At 63.2% G+C, this 13,951-nt stretch carries 16 protein-coding genes; 12 read left to right on the forward strand and 4 right to left on the reverse strand.

The window, feature by feature from the left end; translation table 11 throughout:
* Positions 1 to 33 precede the first annotated feature (33 nt).
* The 9 genes from merT (at position 34) to R2APBS1_RS10170 (ending at position 6,674) form a co-directional block, all read left to right on the forward strand.
* The gene (gene merT, locus R2APBS1_RS10130) at positions 34 to 396 is read left to right on the forward strand and encodes a mercuric ion transporter MerT (protein WP_015447708.1); all 363 of its coding nucleotides are present in this window, start codon (positions 34 to 36) and stop codon (positions 394 to 396) included.
* 19 nt (positions 397 to 415) lie between these two features.
* A complete protein-coding gene (gene merP, locus R2APBS1_RS10135; RefSeq protein ID WP_015447707.1) occupies positions 416 to 694 on the forward strand; it encodes a mercury resistance system periplasmic binding protein MerP in 279 nt (92 codons plus the stop codon).
* A gap of 19 nt (positions 695 to 713) precedes the next feature.
* Positions 714 to 1,121 (forward strand): organomercurial transporter MerC, encoded by a 408-nt coding sequence (gene merC, locus R2APBS1_RS10140; protein ID WP_015447706.1) that lies wholly within the window; start codon positions 714 to 716, stop codon positions 1,119 to 1,121.
* 299 nt (positions 1,122 to 1,420) lie between these two features.
* The gene (gene merA, locus R2APBS1_RS10145; protein ID WP_015447910.1) at positions 1,421 to 3,145 is read left to right on the forward strand and encodes a mercury(II) reductase; all 1,725 of its coding nucleotides are present in this window, start codon (positions 1,421 to 1,423) and stop codon (positions 3,143 to 3,145) included.
* Positions 3,146 to 3,161: 16 nt separating this feature from the next.
* The gene (gene merD, locus R2APBS1_RS10150; RefSeq protein ID WP_008214502.1) at positions 3,162 to 3,527 is read left to right on the forward strand and encodes a mercuric resistance transcriptional repressor MerD; all 366 of its coding nucleotides are present in this window, start codon (positions 3,162 to 3,164) and stop codon (positions 3,525 to 3,527) included.
* Complete coding sequence (gene merE, locus R2APBS1_RS10155) at positions 3,524 to 3,742, forward strand: broad-spectrum mercury transporter MerE (RefSeq protein WP_008214504.1); 219 nt, start codon at positions 3,524 to 3,526, stop codon at positions 3,740 to 3,742. The genes merD and merE overlap by 4 nt, the downstream gene beginning before the upstream one ends.
* Positions 3,743 to 3,814: 72 nt before the next feature.
* Positions 3,815 to 4,207 (forward strand): group III truncated hemoglobin, encoded by a 393-nt coding sequence (locus tag R2APBS1_RS10160; protein WP_231381787.1) that lies wholly within the window; start codon positions 3,815 to 3,817, stop codon positions 4,205 to 4,207.
* Between the two features lie 79 nt (positions 4,208 to 4,286).
* On the forward strand, positions 4,287 to 5,573 hold the full coding sequence (locus tag R2APBS1_RS10165; RefSeq protein ID WP_244868485.1) for a dihydrolipoyl dehydrogenase family protein: 1,287 nt from the start codon (positions 4,287 to 4,289) through the stop codon (positions 5,571 to 5,573).
* Positions 5,574 to 5,789: 216 nt separating this feature from the next.
* Complete coding sequence (locus tag R2APBS1_RS10170; RefSeq protein WP_244868486.1) at positions 5,790 to 6,674, forward strand: CBASS cGAMP-activated phospholipase; 885 nt, start codon at positions 5,790 to 5,792, stop codon at positions 6,672 to 6,674.
* Positions 6,675 to 6,811: 137 nt separating this feature from the next.
* Here R2APBS1_RS10170 and R2APBS1_RS10175 read toward each other — a convergent pair whose 3' ends face one another.
* Positions 6,812 to 7,948 (reverse strand): site-specific integrase, encoded by a 1,137-nt coding sequence (locus R2APBS1_RS10175; protein ID WP_015447702.1) that lies wholly within the window; start codon positions 7,946 to 7,948, stop codon positions 6,812 to 6,814.
* A 109-nt stretch (positions 7,949 to 8,057) separates the two neighbouring features.
* Between R2APBS1_RS10175 and R2APBS1_RS10180 the strand changes: the two genes are divergently transcribed.
* The gene (locus R2APBS1_RS10180) at positions 8,058 to 8,996 is read left to right on the forward strand and encodes a DNA-binding protein (RefSeq protein ID WP_015447701.1); all 939 of its coding nucleotides are present in this window, start codon (positions 8,058 to 8,060) and stop codon (positions 8,994 to 8,996) included.
* Between the two features lie 517 nt (positions 8,997 to 9,513).
* Here the strand turns inward: R2APBS1_RS10180 and R2APBS1_RS19655 are convergent.
* Positions 9,514 to 10,068 (reverse strand): tetratricopeptide repeat protein, encoded by a 555-nt coding sequence (locus R2APBS1_RS19655; RefSeq protein WP_235642054.1) that lies wholly within the window; start codon positions 10,066 to 10,068, stop codon positions 9,514 to 9,516.
* Positions 10,069 to 10,202: 134 nt separating this feature from the next.
* On the opposite strand from R2APBS1_RS19655, the gene R2APBS1_RS19660 reads away from it, so the two are divergent.
* Positions 10,203 to 11,309, forward strand: a complete 1,107-nt coding sequence (locus R2APBS1_RS19660) for a DNA-binding protein (protein WP_157769711.1) — start codon at positions 10,203 to 10,205, stop codon at positions 11,307 to 11,309.
* Positions 11,310 to 11,352: 43 nt separating this feature from the next.
* On the opposite strand, the gene R2APBS1_RS20110 is transcribed toward R2APBS1_RS19660, so the two are convergent.
* Both R2APBS1_RS20110 and R2APBS1_RS10195 read right to left on the reverse strand, forming a co-directional pair.
* The gene (locus R2APBS1_RS20110) at positions 11,353 to 11,493 is read right to left on the reverse strand and encodes a hypothetical protein (RefSeq protein ID WP_015447913.1); all 141 of its coding nucleotides are present in this window, start codon (positions 11,491 to 11,493) and stop codon (positions 11,353 to 11,355) included.
* Positions 11,490 to 12,653: a tyrosine-type recombinase/integrase gene (locus R2APBS1_RS10195; RefSeq protein WP_015447914.1), complete on the reverse strand. Its 1,164-nt coding sequence runs from the start codon at positions 12,651 to 12,653 to the stop codon at positions 11,490 to 11,492. Before R2APBS1_RS10195 ends, R2APBS1_RS20110 begins: the two co-directional genes overlap by 4 nt.
* Positions 12,654 to 12,820: 167 nt before the next feature.
* Here R2APBS1_RS10195 and R2APBS1_RS10200 point away from each other — a divergent pair, with 167 nt between their 5' ends.
* The gene (locus R2APBS1_RS10200; RefSeq protein ID WP_015447915.1) at positions 12,821 to 13,807 is read left to right on the forward strand and encodes a DNA-binding protein; all 987 of its coding nucleotides are present in this window, start codon (positions 12,821 to 12,823) and stop codon (positions 13,805 to 13,807) included.
* Positions 13,808 to 13,951 lie beyond the last annotated feature (144 nt).

Raw genomic sequence — 13,951 nt, forward strand, 5'->3', positions numbered from 1 at the left:
CCCATAGTCGCCCCCATCCACGCAGAGCCCTCCATGAAAAATACCCAAGTCGTCAAGAAAACAGGTTCCGGCGCTCTTCTGGCCGGGGGTATCACCGCACTACTGGCGTCGACCTGTTGCCTTGGTCCCCTGGTCTTGGTCGCCCTTGGGTTCAGTGGCGCCTGGATCGGCAACCTGACTGTGCTTGAGCCGTACCGCCCGTACTTTATCGGTGCAGCGCTGATCGCGATGGTCTTCGCCTGGCGACGCATCTACCGGCCTGCTACGGCGTGCGCGCCTGGTGACGTCTGCGCTGTGCCGCAGGTCAGGACCACCTACAAAGTCTTGTTCTGGATCGTCGCAGCCCTGGTGCTCGTGGCGCTGACCTTTCCCTATCTCGCCACGCTGTTTTACTGACCCGTCGGAGGATCCACCCATGAAGAAACTTGCCGCTCTCATCGTCCTTGCCACCGCCATTTCCGCGCCTGCCTGGGCGGCTACGAAGACCGCCACCCTGTCGGTGTCCGGTATGACGTGTGCCGCATGTCCCATCACCGTCAAGAAAGCGCTGTCCCAGGTTCCCGGTGTCGAAAAGACCGAGATCCTGTTCGACAAGAAGGAAGCCGTTGTGACCTTCGATGATGCCAAGACCAGCACCCGGGCACTCGTCAGCGCCACGACGGATGCGGGCTACCCCTCCACCGTTAAGAATTGAAGCGCCCGAGGTCATTCCCATGTCTCTCACTCCACTCACACGCACCGCCGACAAAGCGGGCGTAATCGGGGCCATCGTCACAGCGATGGGATGCGCTGCTTGCTTTCCTGCACTCGCCAGCCTGGGCGCCGCGATCGGATTGGGCTTTCTGAGCCAGTACGAGGGCGTATTCATCCATTACTTGCTGCCACTGTTTGCGATGGTCGCCTTGCTTGCCAACGGGATCGCCGGCTTCCGTCATCGGCAGTGGTTACGCATGGCCCTTGGCGTGATCGGACCGGTCTTGGTGCTGATCGGGGCCTTGCGCATGGCGGCGTGGCTGCTCTATCCCGGGCTGGTCTTGATGGTCGCGGTATCCATCTGGGATCTGGTATCGCCGCCGGGAAAGGGGCACCGCGGTGCGAAGCGAGACGACGCCTGCTGTTGAACACTCACCCCACCTTCCGCGGGTGGAGATGTGGGATCGAAACCCCGTGGAGTACCGGCGTTCGTTGGATCACCCTATCGGAGATGACACCCATGAAAGCATGGCTGAGTGCCAAGAAAACCGACCTCATCACGGCCGCGATCGTCATCGGCATCGTGCTTTTGTTGATCGTCGTGGTGCCCTATTGCTGCTAACGGAAGGTGCCGTCACTGCGATGGTTGATGGGGCCCTCTATTGATTCAACGGTGTGCCGCTCTGCTTCGAACCGAAGCGACACGCGTTCATTTGCCAGGAACATCATGAACGAACAAACCCTCTCTGTGATCGGCATGACGTGCGCCGATTGCGCCCGACATGTTGAAAAAGCGCTCCGGGCGTTGCCTGACGTCGTCGCCGCTGACGTCGCCTACCCGCAAAATGTGGCGCACGTCCGTAGTACCCAGCCATTGACGGTGGAGCAACTCAACGCGGGTCTGCCGCAAAACTACCGGATCGCCGCCGCCTCGGCACCGCAAGCCGACACACTCGCGCGCAAGTCCTCCATGCTCGACCAGGCCTTGGGCTCGCTGGGTGGTTGGTTCAAGCCGCGTGGCGATGTCGACCGCACGCCCACCGCTTCGGAGCAGCGACTGCACGTTGCTGTCATCGGCACGGGCGGCGGGGCCATGGCGGCAGCGCTGAAGGCCGTTGAACTCGGCGCCCGGGTGACCGTCATCGAGCGCGGAACCGTCGGTGGTACCTGCGTCAATATCGGCTGCGTGCCGTCGAAGATCATGATCCGCGCCGCGCACGTGGCCCACCTGCGTCGAAGCAGTCCGTTCGATGACGGCATCTCCAGTACGGGGCCGGTGGTTCGGCGTGACCGACTGCTCGCCCAACAGCAAGGTCGTGTCGACGAACTGCGTCACGCCAAGTACGAGGGGATTCTCGATACCAACCCCAACATCCAGCTGCTGCGTGGCGAAGCGCGTTTCAAGGACGCACACACGCTCGTCGTCACGTCGACGGCGGGGCGTGGTGAATCGGAGGTGTCTTTCGATCGCTGCCTGATCGCCACGGGTGCCCACGCGGCGGTGCCGCCCATCCCCGGCTTGAAGGACACCCCGTATTGGACGTCCACCGAGGCATTAGCCAGTGACGCGATTCCGCCGCGGCTCGCCGTCATCGGCTCGTCAGTGGTTGCGGTGGAATTGGCGCAAGCCTTCGCGCGGTTGGGCAGTCACGTCACCATCTTGGCGCGCAGCAGCTTGTTCTTTCGCGAAGATCCGGCCATCGGCGAGGCGATCACGGCGGCGTTCCGTGCCGAAGGCATCGAGGTGTTGGAGCACACCCAGGCCAGCCAAGTTGCCCATGCCAACGGTGAATTCGTGCTCACCACCGGGCACGGCGAAGTGCGTGCCGATCGGTTGCTGGTGGCCACGGGCCGGACCGCCAACACGCGTGACCTCGCGCTGGAGGCGGCGGGTGTTGCGGTGAATGCTCAAAACGCCATCGTGGTCGATCGCGGTATGCGAACCAGTGCGCCGCACATCTATGCTGCGGGCGATTGCACCGACCAGCCGCAGTTCGTCTACGTGGCGGCCGCCGCCGGTACACGTGCCGCCATCAACCTGATGGGGGGCGAGGCGACCTTGGATCTCACCACCATGCCGGCGGTGGTGTTCACGGAGCCCCAAGTCGCGACCGTAGGCCTTAGCGAGGCGGAAGCGCACCTGCAGGGTATCGAGACGGATAGCCGCACACTTTCACTCGATAACGTGCCGCGGGCGCTCGTCAATTTCGACACCCATGGCTTTATCAAGCTGGTGGCCGAAGCGGGTAGCGGCCGGCTCATCGGGGTGCAGGCGGTGACGCCGGAAGCCGGCGAGATCATCCAGGCGGCCGCACTGGCGATCCGGGCGCGCATGACCGTGCAGGAGCTTGCCGATCAGTTGTTCCCGTACCTGACGATGGTCGAGGGCCTGAAACTGGCGGCACAGACCTTCACCAAGGACGTCAAGCAACTTTCCTGCTGTGCCGGATGAGGAGACGGGGTGTTCGATGAACGCCTACACCGTGTCACAGCTGGCTAAAGACGCCGGCGTGAGCGTGCATATCGTGCGTGACTACCTGGTGCGCGGGCTGCTGCATCCGGCCGCGCGCACCGATGGAGGTTATGGCGTGTTCGACGCGAACGCCCTGCACCGGCTTTGTTTCGTGCGGTCCGCGGTCGAGGCAGGGGTCGGCCTGGACGTCGTGACGCGACTGTGCCGGTCGCTGGATGCATCGAATGCCGATAAGACGGTGATGTGCCTGGCAGAGGTAGGCGGAATCGTCGATGAGCGGCGGCAGGCATTGGTGGGGTTGGAGGCGCAATTGAGCGCGCTGCGGGCAGAGGTTGGTCGACACGAAGAGGCACGGCGATGAACGGTCACGAGCGCAAATCCATCACGGGTTACCTGTGGGCCGGGCTGGCTGTGCTGACGTGCCCGTGTCACCTCCCGATCCTGGCCGCGCTCTTGGCGGGTACGACGGCCGGCGCCTTTTTCAGTGCGCACTGGGTCATCGCGGCACTGGGGTTGATCAGCTTGTTCGGGCTATCCGTGTGGCGGGCGATACGTGCGTTTGGAGGACGCGTATGAGCGGTTTGATGCACGGCCGGCTTGAATTCGTCGAGGGCCGATCGGACGCATCCGCATGCCCTTGAGCGCCAGGTGAAAACGATCGCCATGGATTCGCGTGAACTGAACTCACCGGAGGCCATTGCCGACTTCGTGGACGCCTTTTACGCCAAGGTGAGGGTTGATGCCGCGCTTGGACCGATCTTCAAAGACGTTGACCTGCAGCAACATATACCAAAGATTCGCGCGTATTGGCGCAAGATGCTGCTCGGTGACCATGAGGGCTATCGACGCAACATGATTGCCCAGCACATGGCGCTGCACACGCGACATTCCTTGCACCACCACCACTTTCAGCGGTGGTTGGCGTTATTTGTGGCAACCGTGGACGAGCAATTCCGCGGGCACGCCGCCATCCAGGCCAAGCGCCTTGCGTCCACGATCGCTGTCAACCTCGAAGCGCTGCTCGACGTCCGTCGGAAGTAAAGGAGCATGGCATGAACCCAATGAGAGTTTCGACCTGATCGTGATCGGGGCCGGTACCGGCGGTACGGGCGTCGCCCGCATGGCTGCGGCGGCAGGCTGGAAGGTCGCCGTGGTCGATAGCTTGCCTTATGGCGGTACGTGCGCCTTACGCGGGTGTGACCCCAAAAAAATGCTGATCGCCGTGACCGAGGGCGTCGACTGGGCGCGCAACTTGAAAGGCAAGGGGCTTCGGGCGCAAACCGCTGTCGATTGGCCCGACATGATCGCTTTCAAGCGCAGCTTTACCGACCTCATGTCAGGTCGGATCGAAGCCGGGATGCAGCGGGCCGGTGTCGTTCCCCTGCATGGCCAGGCCCGCTTCACCGGACCAAACACGATTGAAGTGAATGGCGAACTCCTGACCGCTCGGCATTTTCACCTTGCCACCGGCGCCCGGCCGATGACCTTGAATATCCCGGGCGAAAACCTGCTGATCACCAGCACCGACTTCCTCGAATTGCCGGAGCGGCCGGACAGGGTCGTCTTCGTCGGCGGCGGATTCATCGCGATGGAATTTGCCCACATCTGCAAACGCGCCGGCTCAAGGGACGTCACGGTACTAGAAATGATGAAGCGCCCGTTGGGCAATTTCGACCCCGACATGGTCGGCATGCTTTCCGAAGCGACCGCCGATCTGGGCATCGACCTGCGGACCGAGGCCAGGGTGTTGACGATCGAGCAGGACGGCGCCGGGTTCATCGTGACCTATGAAACGCCGCAAGGCACCCAGACCATTGCCTGCGACAGGGTGGTGCATGCCACCGGGCGCGTGCCCAACATCGAGCATCTCAACCTGGACGCCGCGGGCGTGGCCTACGGCCGTAAGGGCATCCAAGTCAGTCCCTTCATGCGCACGACCAACCCGGCGATCTTCGCGGCCGGCGACTGCGCGGACAGCGGCCCCAATCTCACCCCGGTCTCGGCCAACGAGGGCCGGATCGCGGGCAAGAACCTGCTCGCCGGAAAAGACGAGCGCGCGATCCACTACCCGCCGATCCCCAGCGTCGTCTTCACGCTTCCGCCCGTGGCGTCCGTCGGGCTGTCCGAAGACGCGGCACGCGAGCAGGGGCTGGACTTTGACGCGCATTTCGAGATAACCGCGCAGTGGTATTCCTCCCTGCGCGTGGGCGCGCGACACAGCGCCTACAAGGTGTTGGTCGAGAAAGGCAGCGGGAACATCCTGGGCGCGCATCTGATCGGCCCCGGCGCCGAGGAACAGATCAATCTGCTCGCCATGGCCATGGGCGCTGGACTGACGGCGAACAAGCTCAAGGGCATCATCTTTGCCTATCCCAGCTATGCCTCGGACATCAGTTCGATGGTGTAGCAGGCGCGCCAAGCAAAAAGTCCGCACGGCGTGTAGCTTTCCTGACGTGACCTAGTGCAGCACCTCAACCCACGCGAGGCGCATAACGAACTCGTCAAGACAAGGGCAGCCTTCGCGTTTCCTCTCATGCATCGAAGAGTCCAAGCCAGCACACCCTCTGCCATGCATTTAGCGCAACCCCCATCGCCTCGTGCCGGTACCGCCCGGTTGTTTTCGGTGCTCACCCTGGATGGGGGCGGCGCCCGCGGTTATTTGACACTCAAGATTCTCGAATGCGTCGAAGCGTATTTGAATACGCTGACTGATAACGCGCTGCCGCTGGGGGCGCGTTTCGACCTCATCTGTGGTACGTCGACGGGCGGGATCATCGCACTGGCGCTGGCACTGGGCCGACCGGTGAGCGAGATATCCGCCCTGTATGAAAGACACGTGCCGCGCATCTTCGGTTCAACGATGCGGCGCTTCGGGTGGATGAGAAATTTCCGCCCCCGTTACCGCAGCGACGCCTTACGCGAGGCGATGCATGCGTTCTTCGGCGACCTCACCTTAGGCGCGGTGCAGACGGATGTCTGCGTCACCGCGGCCTCGCTGACCAATGCACGACCCCATCTCTTCCGCAGCGATTACGCGAAGCCAGGCCCATGGCGTGGCGAAGATCGTCTCGCCGATCTGGCATTAGCCACCTCGGCGGCGCCAACCTTCTTCGCCGCCCACGCGACGGAACGCCTGAGCGATCTCGTCGATGGTGGGCTCTACGCCAACAACCCCGCGCTACTCGGTGTGGTGGAGGCGTTCCAGTTCAGCCGCCCGAGTCGGCGCGGTATCGCGCCGCCTCACGACCTTGGTGCCACGTGCCTGGCACAACTGGCCGTATTGTCGATAGGCACCGGTGAGCAATGTGCCATGCCCTATACCCCAGAACGCTTGCGTAACGGCGGTTTGCTGGCCTGGGGTGCGCACTTCCACAACGTCATCGACGAAAGCCAGTCGCAGTACACCAATCTGTTGGCGGCGGGCCTGCTGGGTACCGCCTACCACCGCATCAACCCGCGTCTGGATTTTCCGATGGCCATGGATGACGTGCGTCGTTGCCCGCACTGAAAAACCTGGCGGAATTGTCCGTGTCGGATGAGGAATTTTTACGCACCCGCATGGCCATCTTTTGAATCGGGTCATCGGATGCGCCAGGCGGGGTGATGTTTGTGCGCGGATAGCCCGCGTGGAGCACGCGCCGGCGGTCATGACGCATCGTCGCCCGAAACCGATGAGGGGGACGATGCGTGCGACGCATGCAGGATGCCATCGTCGAGCAGGCGCGCCGCGGGATTGTCGGTCACGCCACCGGCCTGGAAGTACCCGATTACGCTGCCCACCGCGCGGTGCTCGGTCATGGCCATCAACGCCGGCAGCGCGATGCCTTGGCGGCCGCCTTCGGTGACAAAGCCCGAGCGCAGACTGTGCCCGCCGAAGTCCCCCTCCAACCCAGCCATCGCGGCGCGGCGTTGCACGATGGCTGCGACCGAGGCGGGTGAGAGGCCGCCACCAATGCGGTGCCGCCACAGCCGACGGAAGATCGGGCCGTCCGTGAGCTGAGCCGCCGCCAGCCAAGCGGCCAGTGCGTCGGCCGCGGGACCCAGGATGGGCTTGTCGGGCGTGGCGGTGACGCTCGGTCCGGCCTGTTGGGTCTTACTGTGCCCCAGGTGGTACACGAACGCGCGCTCGCCGACCCGGCGCAGATCGCTCAGGTCCGCGGCGGCCACTTCACTGCGTCGGCGCCCGCCGCTGGCGAACGCGAACAGCAGCAGCGCGCGATCGCGCACCCCGGTCAGGGAGGCATCGCAGGTGGCCAGCAGCGCGGCCAGCTCGGGCTGGGTGATCGCGGTCTTCTTGGTGGGGCGGTCGCCGCGTTTGACCGCGGCGCGGCGGGCGCGGGCCAGCAGGTGACGGACGGCCGGCTGCTCGCACGGGTTGGCCACGCGACGCCACTGGTGCGCTTTGGACAGCACGGCGATCCGATGGCTGATCGTACTCAACTTCAGCGGCCCCAGGCGTTGTTTGAGGCCGGCCTCGACCAGTGCGGCATCCAGTGCGGGCGGCAGCTCCCAGGTGAGCGCCGATTCGCTCCGACGGGCCAGGTGGTCGACGATGAACTGGATCACCACCGCCTCGGGCAATGGCAGGGCAAACGGCTGGCCGTAGCGGCCCTGATACCAGGCGGCGCAGTAGCGCAGCGCGCTGGCATAACTGCGCGCGGTGTTCGCCGACGCCGCTTCGGCCAGGATGTCGCGCACGGCCGCCGCCGCTTCCGTGGCCAATTGCTCCGGCGGAGCGATAGGAGGCAGGGTGGGAAGTCGCAAATCGCTGTTTCTTTTCATATGTAGTATGTAAGATAAGTAACGATTAGAAAGGCCTACTTGCGATAACGATCTATTATCGCTTGTATAGCACCAAACCCGGTCACGCCGCACAGAGGAAAGCTTCGCCATGGCCAAAGGCATCACCGAAGCGCAGGTTCACGCCGCCGCCGACGCCCTCGTGGCCGCCGGCGAGCGCCCCACGGTGGAGCGGATCCGCGCCCACCTCGGTACCGGCTCGCCGAACACCGTCACCCGGCTACTCGATTCGTGGTGGCAGGCGCTGGGCGCCCGATTGACCGCACAGCAGGCGATGGCATCGATCCCCGACGTCCCCGCCGGAATCGCCACCCTGGCGGAACAATGGTGGGCACAGGCGTGGCAGCAGGCGCGCGAGGCCGTGCATGCCGACCTTGCCCGTGAGCGGCAACAACTCGCCGACGATCGCGTGGCGCTTGATCGTGAACGAGAGACCCTTCAACAGGCGCACGCGCAACTCCAGCAAGCGCTCGCGCAGGCGCAGCAGGCCGAAACGGCCATGGCGGCACGCTTGGCCGATATTCAACGGCTCGTCGAGCAGCAAGCCGCACAACTGGCGGATCTGACCCAGCAGCGGGAAGCGCTGGAAGCGCGTAACGGGCGACTGGAAGCGGAGTACCTCAGCGTCACAGCGCGCCTGCAGGCCCAGGAAGCCACCGCGGCCGCCGAACGCGAATCGCTGGCCCAGCAACTGCGCGCCGCGGAAGATCATGGCCACGCCGAGGTGGATCGCGCCCGCCAGGAGAGCAAGGGATGGCGCACCCGGCTGACCGCTGTGGAGAAGGAACGTGCTGCCGAGCGCGAGAAGCATCGGCACGAACTGACCACCGTCCGCGCCAGTTTGACCACGGCGCAGCAAGACGTGGCGGCGTACCGGGCGCGTGTCGAGACGCTGGAGCGCCAATGGGCCACGTTGGGCGATCTGCCCGCGATCCTTCGGGCCCAAGGTCAGGCCACGAAGGTTAAGCGCCCAGGAGCGGCCAAGAAGGCCGCAAAATCGGCCAGGCCTCGCACGCGTTCCTCCCGTTGACGAGCCGGCCCCGCCGAGTCAATCCGACCCACCGCAAGGTCGAAGTGTCACTATTTGCAGCAAAATCATCGCGGACCACCGCCGATCAGCCCGAATTAGGGTCTCAAAAAGGGGTAACAGCAACTCTTTGATTGAAATGATATTTGCTAAACTCGCAAGATCTTTTTATTAATACAATCAATGTGTTGCCGAATGGCGCGAAGCGTTACTTTTTGCACCTAAAACAAGGCAGCACCACGCTGGCCAACACCGAGGCGGCCGCCGCGGCCGCCGACGCGCAGGTATCGCTGGCGCAGGTCAGGCTGTTTCTCGCCCTGGGGGGGGGCTGGCAGAGCGCGCGCCAGATACCGGTCATCCCGCACGACGCAGCGCGCGCGGCAGGACGGGCGGGCACGCGCGAGCCACAAGCCCACGCCATAACATGCCGATACCCCGTCGGCGCCGGCGTCAGGCAAATGAACCCGAGGTGCCTTGCGCATGCCTGCGGGGCATGGCAAGCCGCGCCACCAGCAGCGATCTAGATACCGCTTGCGAAGCGCACCACCGATCCGCGACCGCGGTCACCGGCCATGGCGTGACACCGCGCCGCCCCATCCGCCGGGCACGCAGGAGCAACCGAGGATCGGCTCGTGGCTCGCTCAAAAGTGATTGATCCTCGCCTTGCGGCATTGCTGTACCCACCTGCGCGCGCTCCGCACAGGCTCGGTCGCCAGCCTGCAAGCGCACCTCGACCATGGTCTGCCAGTTGCGGGTACACAGGGGTGCCGAGTTTCGGACCCAACGACCACGACTGACGGGCCAGCTTTTCGGCGTCGCTGAAATTCTTCAGCCGCAACGCAATCTCTGCCCGATCCTGCAGCAGGTCCGATGAGTCGGGGGCAAGCTTCAAGGCCTGGTCCAGCGTGTGCGCGGCCGCGCCGTATTGGCCGGCCAACTCATCGTGTCGCGCCGCAACCTGCATTTCGGTGAACGACGGTTCGCTCAGCGGGATGACGTCGATAACGGACTTACTACGGCGCGAATCGCCGCCACCATGTCGTAGGCGCCCAGCCGCGTCGCTCGGAAACGCCATTTCGTACTGCCGGCAGGGCCAAATTCACCTTCTGACCGGGTCAGGCGGGATAATCCAACATTATCCCGCCTGAGAAAGAGCGGGTTTCTGTGGCGTCTTGTGTGATTGATCGGTATGTAATTACATGGTATGTAATGCATTATGAAATCCATCGAGAGACCGATATGGCACGTGGTGGCTTGTACAAGACCGAGGTCCAGAAGGCGCGGAACAGTCTGTTGGCGCAGGGAAAGCATCCTTCGGTCGACGCCTTACGGGTGGCCTTGGGTAATACCGGCTCCAAGACCACCATCCACCGCTACCTGAAGGAACTGGAAGCCGAGGACGGGCCGCGTGTCGGTGCGACGGTGGCGATCAGCGATGCCTTACAGGATCTAGTCGGCCGGCTGGCCGAACGACTGCACGAGGAGGCCGAGGTCCGGATCACCGCGGCGCAAGAACGCTTCACGGCGGAACGCCAAGCGCTGACTGCCACCGTGGAACAGCACCGCCAAGAAGCGACTGCGCTCAGCACGCAGCTGCAGCGTACCGATATCGCCCTGCAAGACGAAAAGGCTGCCCATGAACAGGCCCAACAAGGGCTTCGTGATCGCGCGTTGCTCGTCCAGCAGTTGGAGGAGCGGGTCGCCGGCATGACCACTCGGCTGACTGAGCACGAAGCGCACATTCAGTCGCTGGAAGACAAACACCAGCATGCCCGCGATGCCTTGGAGCACTATCGGACGGCAGTCAAGGAACAGCGCGACCAAGAGCAGCGCCGGCACGAACACCAGGTGCAGGGACTGCAGGTCGAGTTGCGACAAGCCAACGACACCATCACGAGCAAGAATCACGAGCTACTGCAGCTCAACCGCGATAATGCCCGGATGACCGAGCATATCAATCAGCTCGACAAGGAGTTTCGCCAGTTCCGCACCGAGCATCAGAAACTGCAACACGCCTACGACGCGAATCTGCCGCTGGCCAAGGAGCATCCGACCTTGCAGATGCGGTTGGCCCAAGCCGAACAAGGGCAGGCGCATCTGCAAACCCAGCTCGCAGCGGCCGAAACTCAATTGACCACCGAACGGGATCACCGGCGAGAGGTGGAGACCCAGCGCGCCGCCAGCCAGGCACGGTTGGACGTACTGGAAGAAATGTTTGCTCGACTGCGCAACGTCAGTACCACTGAGGTTGATGTCCATGAGGCTGAAGCGGTGCCTCGTGCGAATCCGGCACGATCGAACGTCCGGCGTCGTTAGCTGCGACAAAGATAGGTCGTTGTTATATAGGCTGTTTTACCGCTTATTTTATACTGTCGGGGGATGGGCACAAATAGCCTACATACATGCCCGCCCGAAAAACGGGGCTATCCAGCCCATGACTTTCCCTGGCCGCCTTGAAAGCACTGGCGGGCATGCCGAAACGATCGTCGGGGTCAGTCATGGCAGGTCTCCTTCTCTTTGCTGCGAGGCGTCGGCTCGCGTTCTCGTTGTGCTTGCATGCCGTGAATCTTCTTCTGCGTGGAGGTAAATCGATGTCGTGCCGATCGAGCTGTGGCGAAGATTCTGCTGGATGTGGTGGATCGGTGTTCCGTCTTCGGCCTGATGCGTAGCGGCCGTATGCCGTAGCCAATGAGTCGACGCCCGCCGCACTCGGGAGGCTTTGGCGGCATCTTCCTTTTGGAGCGTATCCGCAACATGCCGGAAGGTGGCCTTGACGATCTGATAGATCGCCGTGGGAGTGAGCGCAGAAGCGCGGCCGGCGATCCCCAGAATGGCCGGTATCTTGCCATTGTCGGCCGGCGCGGGCGGCAACCCATGGAAGCCCCGATAGCGCGCGAAATCCTCCATGAGATGGTCGCTGAGGGGGATCTGACCCTCGACGTCGCCTTTGCCCACGACATGGAGCCACCACCGACCACGAACGCGCTGGAAATCGCTCTCGCAGGCCGCGGCGGCCTCGGAAGCCCGTAAAGCCGTTTCGTACAGGAAACGCAGTACCCAACGAGCGCGTTCGTAGCGTTGGCAATTCCGGTTCGTCGACCGTGGCCAACCGTCGATGCTGTGAAGCACGTCGTCCCAAAGGGATCGGTCCAGATAGCGCTCGATAGCACGGGGCATCCCGCGACGCGCGCGTCGCCGCTGCAACACAAACGGACTGCCGGCGAGATAGCCGGCGCGTACGAGATAGTTGAACAGCCCTGCGAGGATGCCCAAGGCCTGACGTCGGCTGCGCTCGGCCAATGGTCCCGTGAACAGGCGCCGATGCTCACCACGACGGGCCAGACTGTCGTCGCACCAAGTGGCGGGCGGATGGCAGAGAAATGCTTCGTAGGCGATCACATCCTCGCGGGTGAGGCTCGACACCGGCTTGCCACGTATTTGCGTGGCCCAGAGCAGCAGCCGTTCTGCCTCCTTGCGGTAGCTGCGAAAGGTATGGGGCGAGTCGTGATATTCCGCCAGCCACAGGCCGATCGCCGCCACGTCGTCATTGGCCGCAATCTGTCTGGCCACGTTCGCCGGAGCACGGTTGGTTCCGGCGCATCCCGACAGGACAGGAGGCAGGGCCTGGGGTACGGCGAGGCTCAAAGGATGTTCAGTCATGCTTACCGATGTCCAATGCCGCGGGACCACCAGCGTACTGCTGAATTACTTTCGATTATAAGGATTATCATAAATTTCCTGATTTCATCATTACACATATAACGTAATACCGTGATATACATGATTCATATCCTGCGAAATTGACCCGCCAGCAACTGAGAATGCCCATGAGCCGTGTCAGTGATACCCGCCAACGTACCCGCGAAGCCGCTGCCCAGCTCGTTGTCGGCGGCAAACGACCCCACGAAATCACGGTCGACCAGATCTATACGGCCATCCAGCAGGGCAGCCGCACGACGATCAATGACGAGTTGAAGCTGTGGAAGGACGAACGTACAAAAGCGGACGCCCTCGGCGCCGATCTCCCGGCCGCTGTGGCCGATGCGATGCGCACCCTGTGGGTGTCCGCTGTCGAGCAGGGCGAAGCGGTATTTGCCGAACAGCGGGGCGCCTTGGAGACCGCTTTGGCGGAGGCCGAGCAGCAGCGGAATGCAGCCCTGCAAACGCGCGCCGATGCCATGGAGATGGCGACAGCACTGACCGAACAGTGCGAAACACTTCGACATGAAGTTGCCGCGCAGCAAGCGCGCGTGGAGACCGAGATGGGTGCGAAGAACCAAGCTCTGCAGGATGGGCAGGCGCTGCAACAAAGGTTCATCACCTTGCAGACCGAGACGGCTGAACAGATCGAACGTATCCGTCAAGCTCAAACCGAACAGGCCGAGGAATTCCAAGCCGCGATCGCGAGCCGAGATGCGGCTTTCCAGATCGAACGCGATAAAGCGAATGAGCGACTGGAGATCGCGCAAGCACGCATGCTGCAGGAGATCGACGCCGCACGCGAAGGCCAGCGGCGCGCGGAAAACCAGCTGACCAAAGCGCGAGAGCGACTGGAACAGCAGCAGGCCAGCTTGGCGGAGCTACGCTTGGATGCAGGGCGCCATCGTCGCGAGTTGGCTGAGCGTGATATCCGCCTTGAAGCACTGGCCACTACTGTCGCAGAGCGGGATCGGATGGTCATCGAGTTGGCCGCAGTTCGCGGGCAATTGGAAGGGATGGGCACGGCGGTGCAGTCGCTCGAAGCCCGGGCGAAAGCCGCAGAAGCTCGGTTAACTCAGACACCCGCACCGCCTCGAAAACGCCGGCAACATTAGAACATCGAAAGACGCGCTTTACATTTTTGGGGGTTGGGCAAAATTAGCCTGGTTGAGCCATTTCCTACGGTGGCAAGGGAACGGGACGTCCCGCATGTCGCCAGGGTCGAAAGCGGCCCCGCGCCTGCTACCGAGGATGGCGCC

The sequence above is a fragment of the Rhodanobacter denitrificans genome, from assembly GCF_000230695.2.
Taxonomy (GTDB): Bacteria; Pseudomonadota; Gammaproteobacteria; order Xanthomonadales; family Rhodanobacteraceae; genus Rhodanobacter; species Rhodanobacter denitrificans.

Excerpts from the sequence above, each read along its gene's own strand:
- R2APBS1_RS10175 (WP_015447702.1), bottom strand. The coding sequence starts at position 7,948 with ATGAAAAGAAACAGCGATTTGCGACTTCCCACCCTGCCTCCTATCGCT.
- R2APBS1_RS19655 (WP_235642054.1), bottom strand. The coding sequence starts at position 10,068 with ATGGCGTTTCCGAGCGACGCGGCTGGGCGCCTACGACATGGTGGCGGC.
- merT (WP_015447708.1), top strand. The coding sequence starts at position 34 with ATGAAAAATACCCAAGTCGTCAAGAAAACAGGTTCCGGCGCTCTTCTG.
- merP (WP_015447707.1), top strand. The coding sequence starts at position 416 with ATGAAGAAACTTGCCGCTCTCATCGTCCTTGCCACCGCCATTTCCGCG.
- merC (WP_015447706.1), top strand. The coding sequence starts at position 714 with ATGTCTCTCACTCCACTCACACGCACCGCCGACAAAGCGGGCGTAATC.
- R2APBS1_RS10200 (WP_015447915.1), top strand. The coding sequence starts at position 12,821 with ATGAGCCGTGTCAGTGATACCCGCCAACGTACCCGCGAAGCCGCTGCC.
- merE (WP_008214504.1), top strand. The coding sequence starts at position 3,524 with ATGAACGGTCACGAGCGCAAATCCATCACGGGTTACCTGTGGGCCGGG.
- R2APBS1_RS10180 (WP_015447701.1), top strand. The coding sequence starts at position 8,058 with ATGGCCAAAGGCATCACCGAAGCGCAGGTTCACGCCGCCGCCGACGCC.
- merD (WP_008214502.1), top strand. The coding sequence starts at position 3,162 with ATGAACGCCTACACCGTGTCACAGCTGGCTAAAGACGCCGGCGTGAGC.
- merA (WP_015447910.1), top strand. The coding sequence starts at position 1,421 with ATGAACGAACAAACCCTCTCTGTGATCGGCATGACGTGCGCCGATTGC.
- R2APBS1_RS10195 (WP_015447914.1), bottom strand. The coding sequence starts at position 12,653 with ATGACTGAACATCCTTTGAGCCTCGCCGTACCCCAGGCCCTGCCTCCT.
- R2APBS1_RS19660 (WP_157769711.1), top strand. The coding sequence starts at position 10,203 with ATGCATTATGAAATCCATCGAGAGACCGATATGGCACGTGGTGGCTTG.
- R2APBS1_RS10165 (WP_244868485.1), top strand. The coding sequence starts at position 4,287 with ATGGCTGCGGCGGCAGGCTGGAAGGTCGCCGTGGTCGATAGCTTGCCT.
- R2APBS1_RS20110 (WP_015447913.1), bottom strand. The coding sequence starts at position 11,493 with ATGACTGACCCCGACGATCGTTTCGGCATGCCCGCCAGTGCTTTCAAG.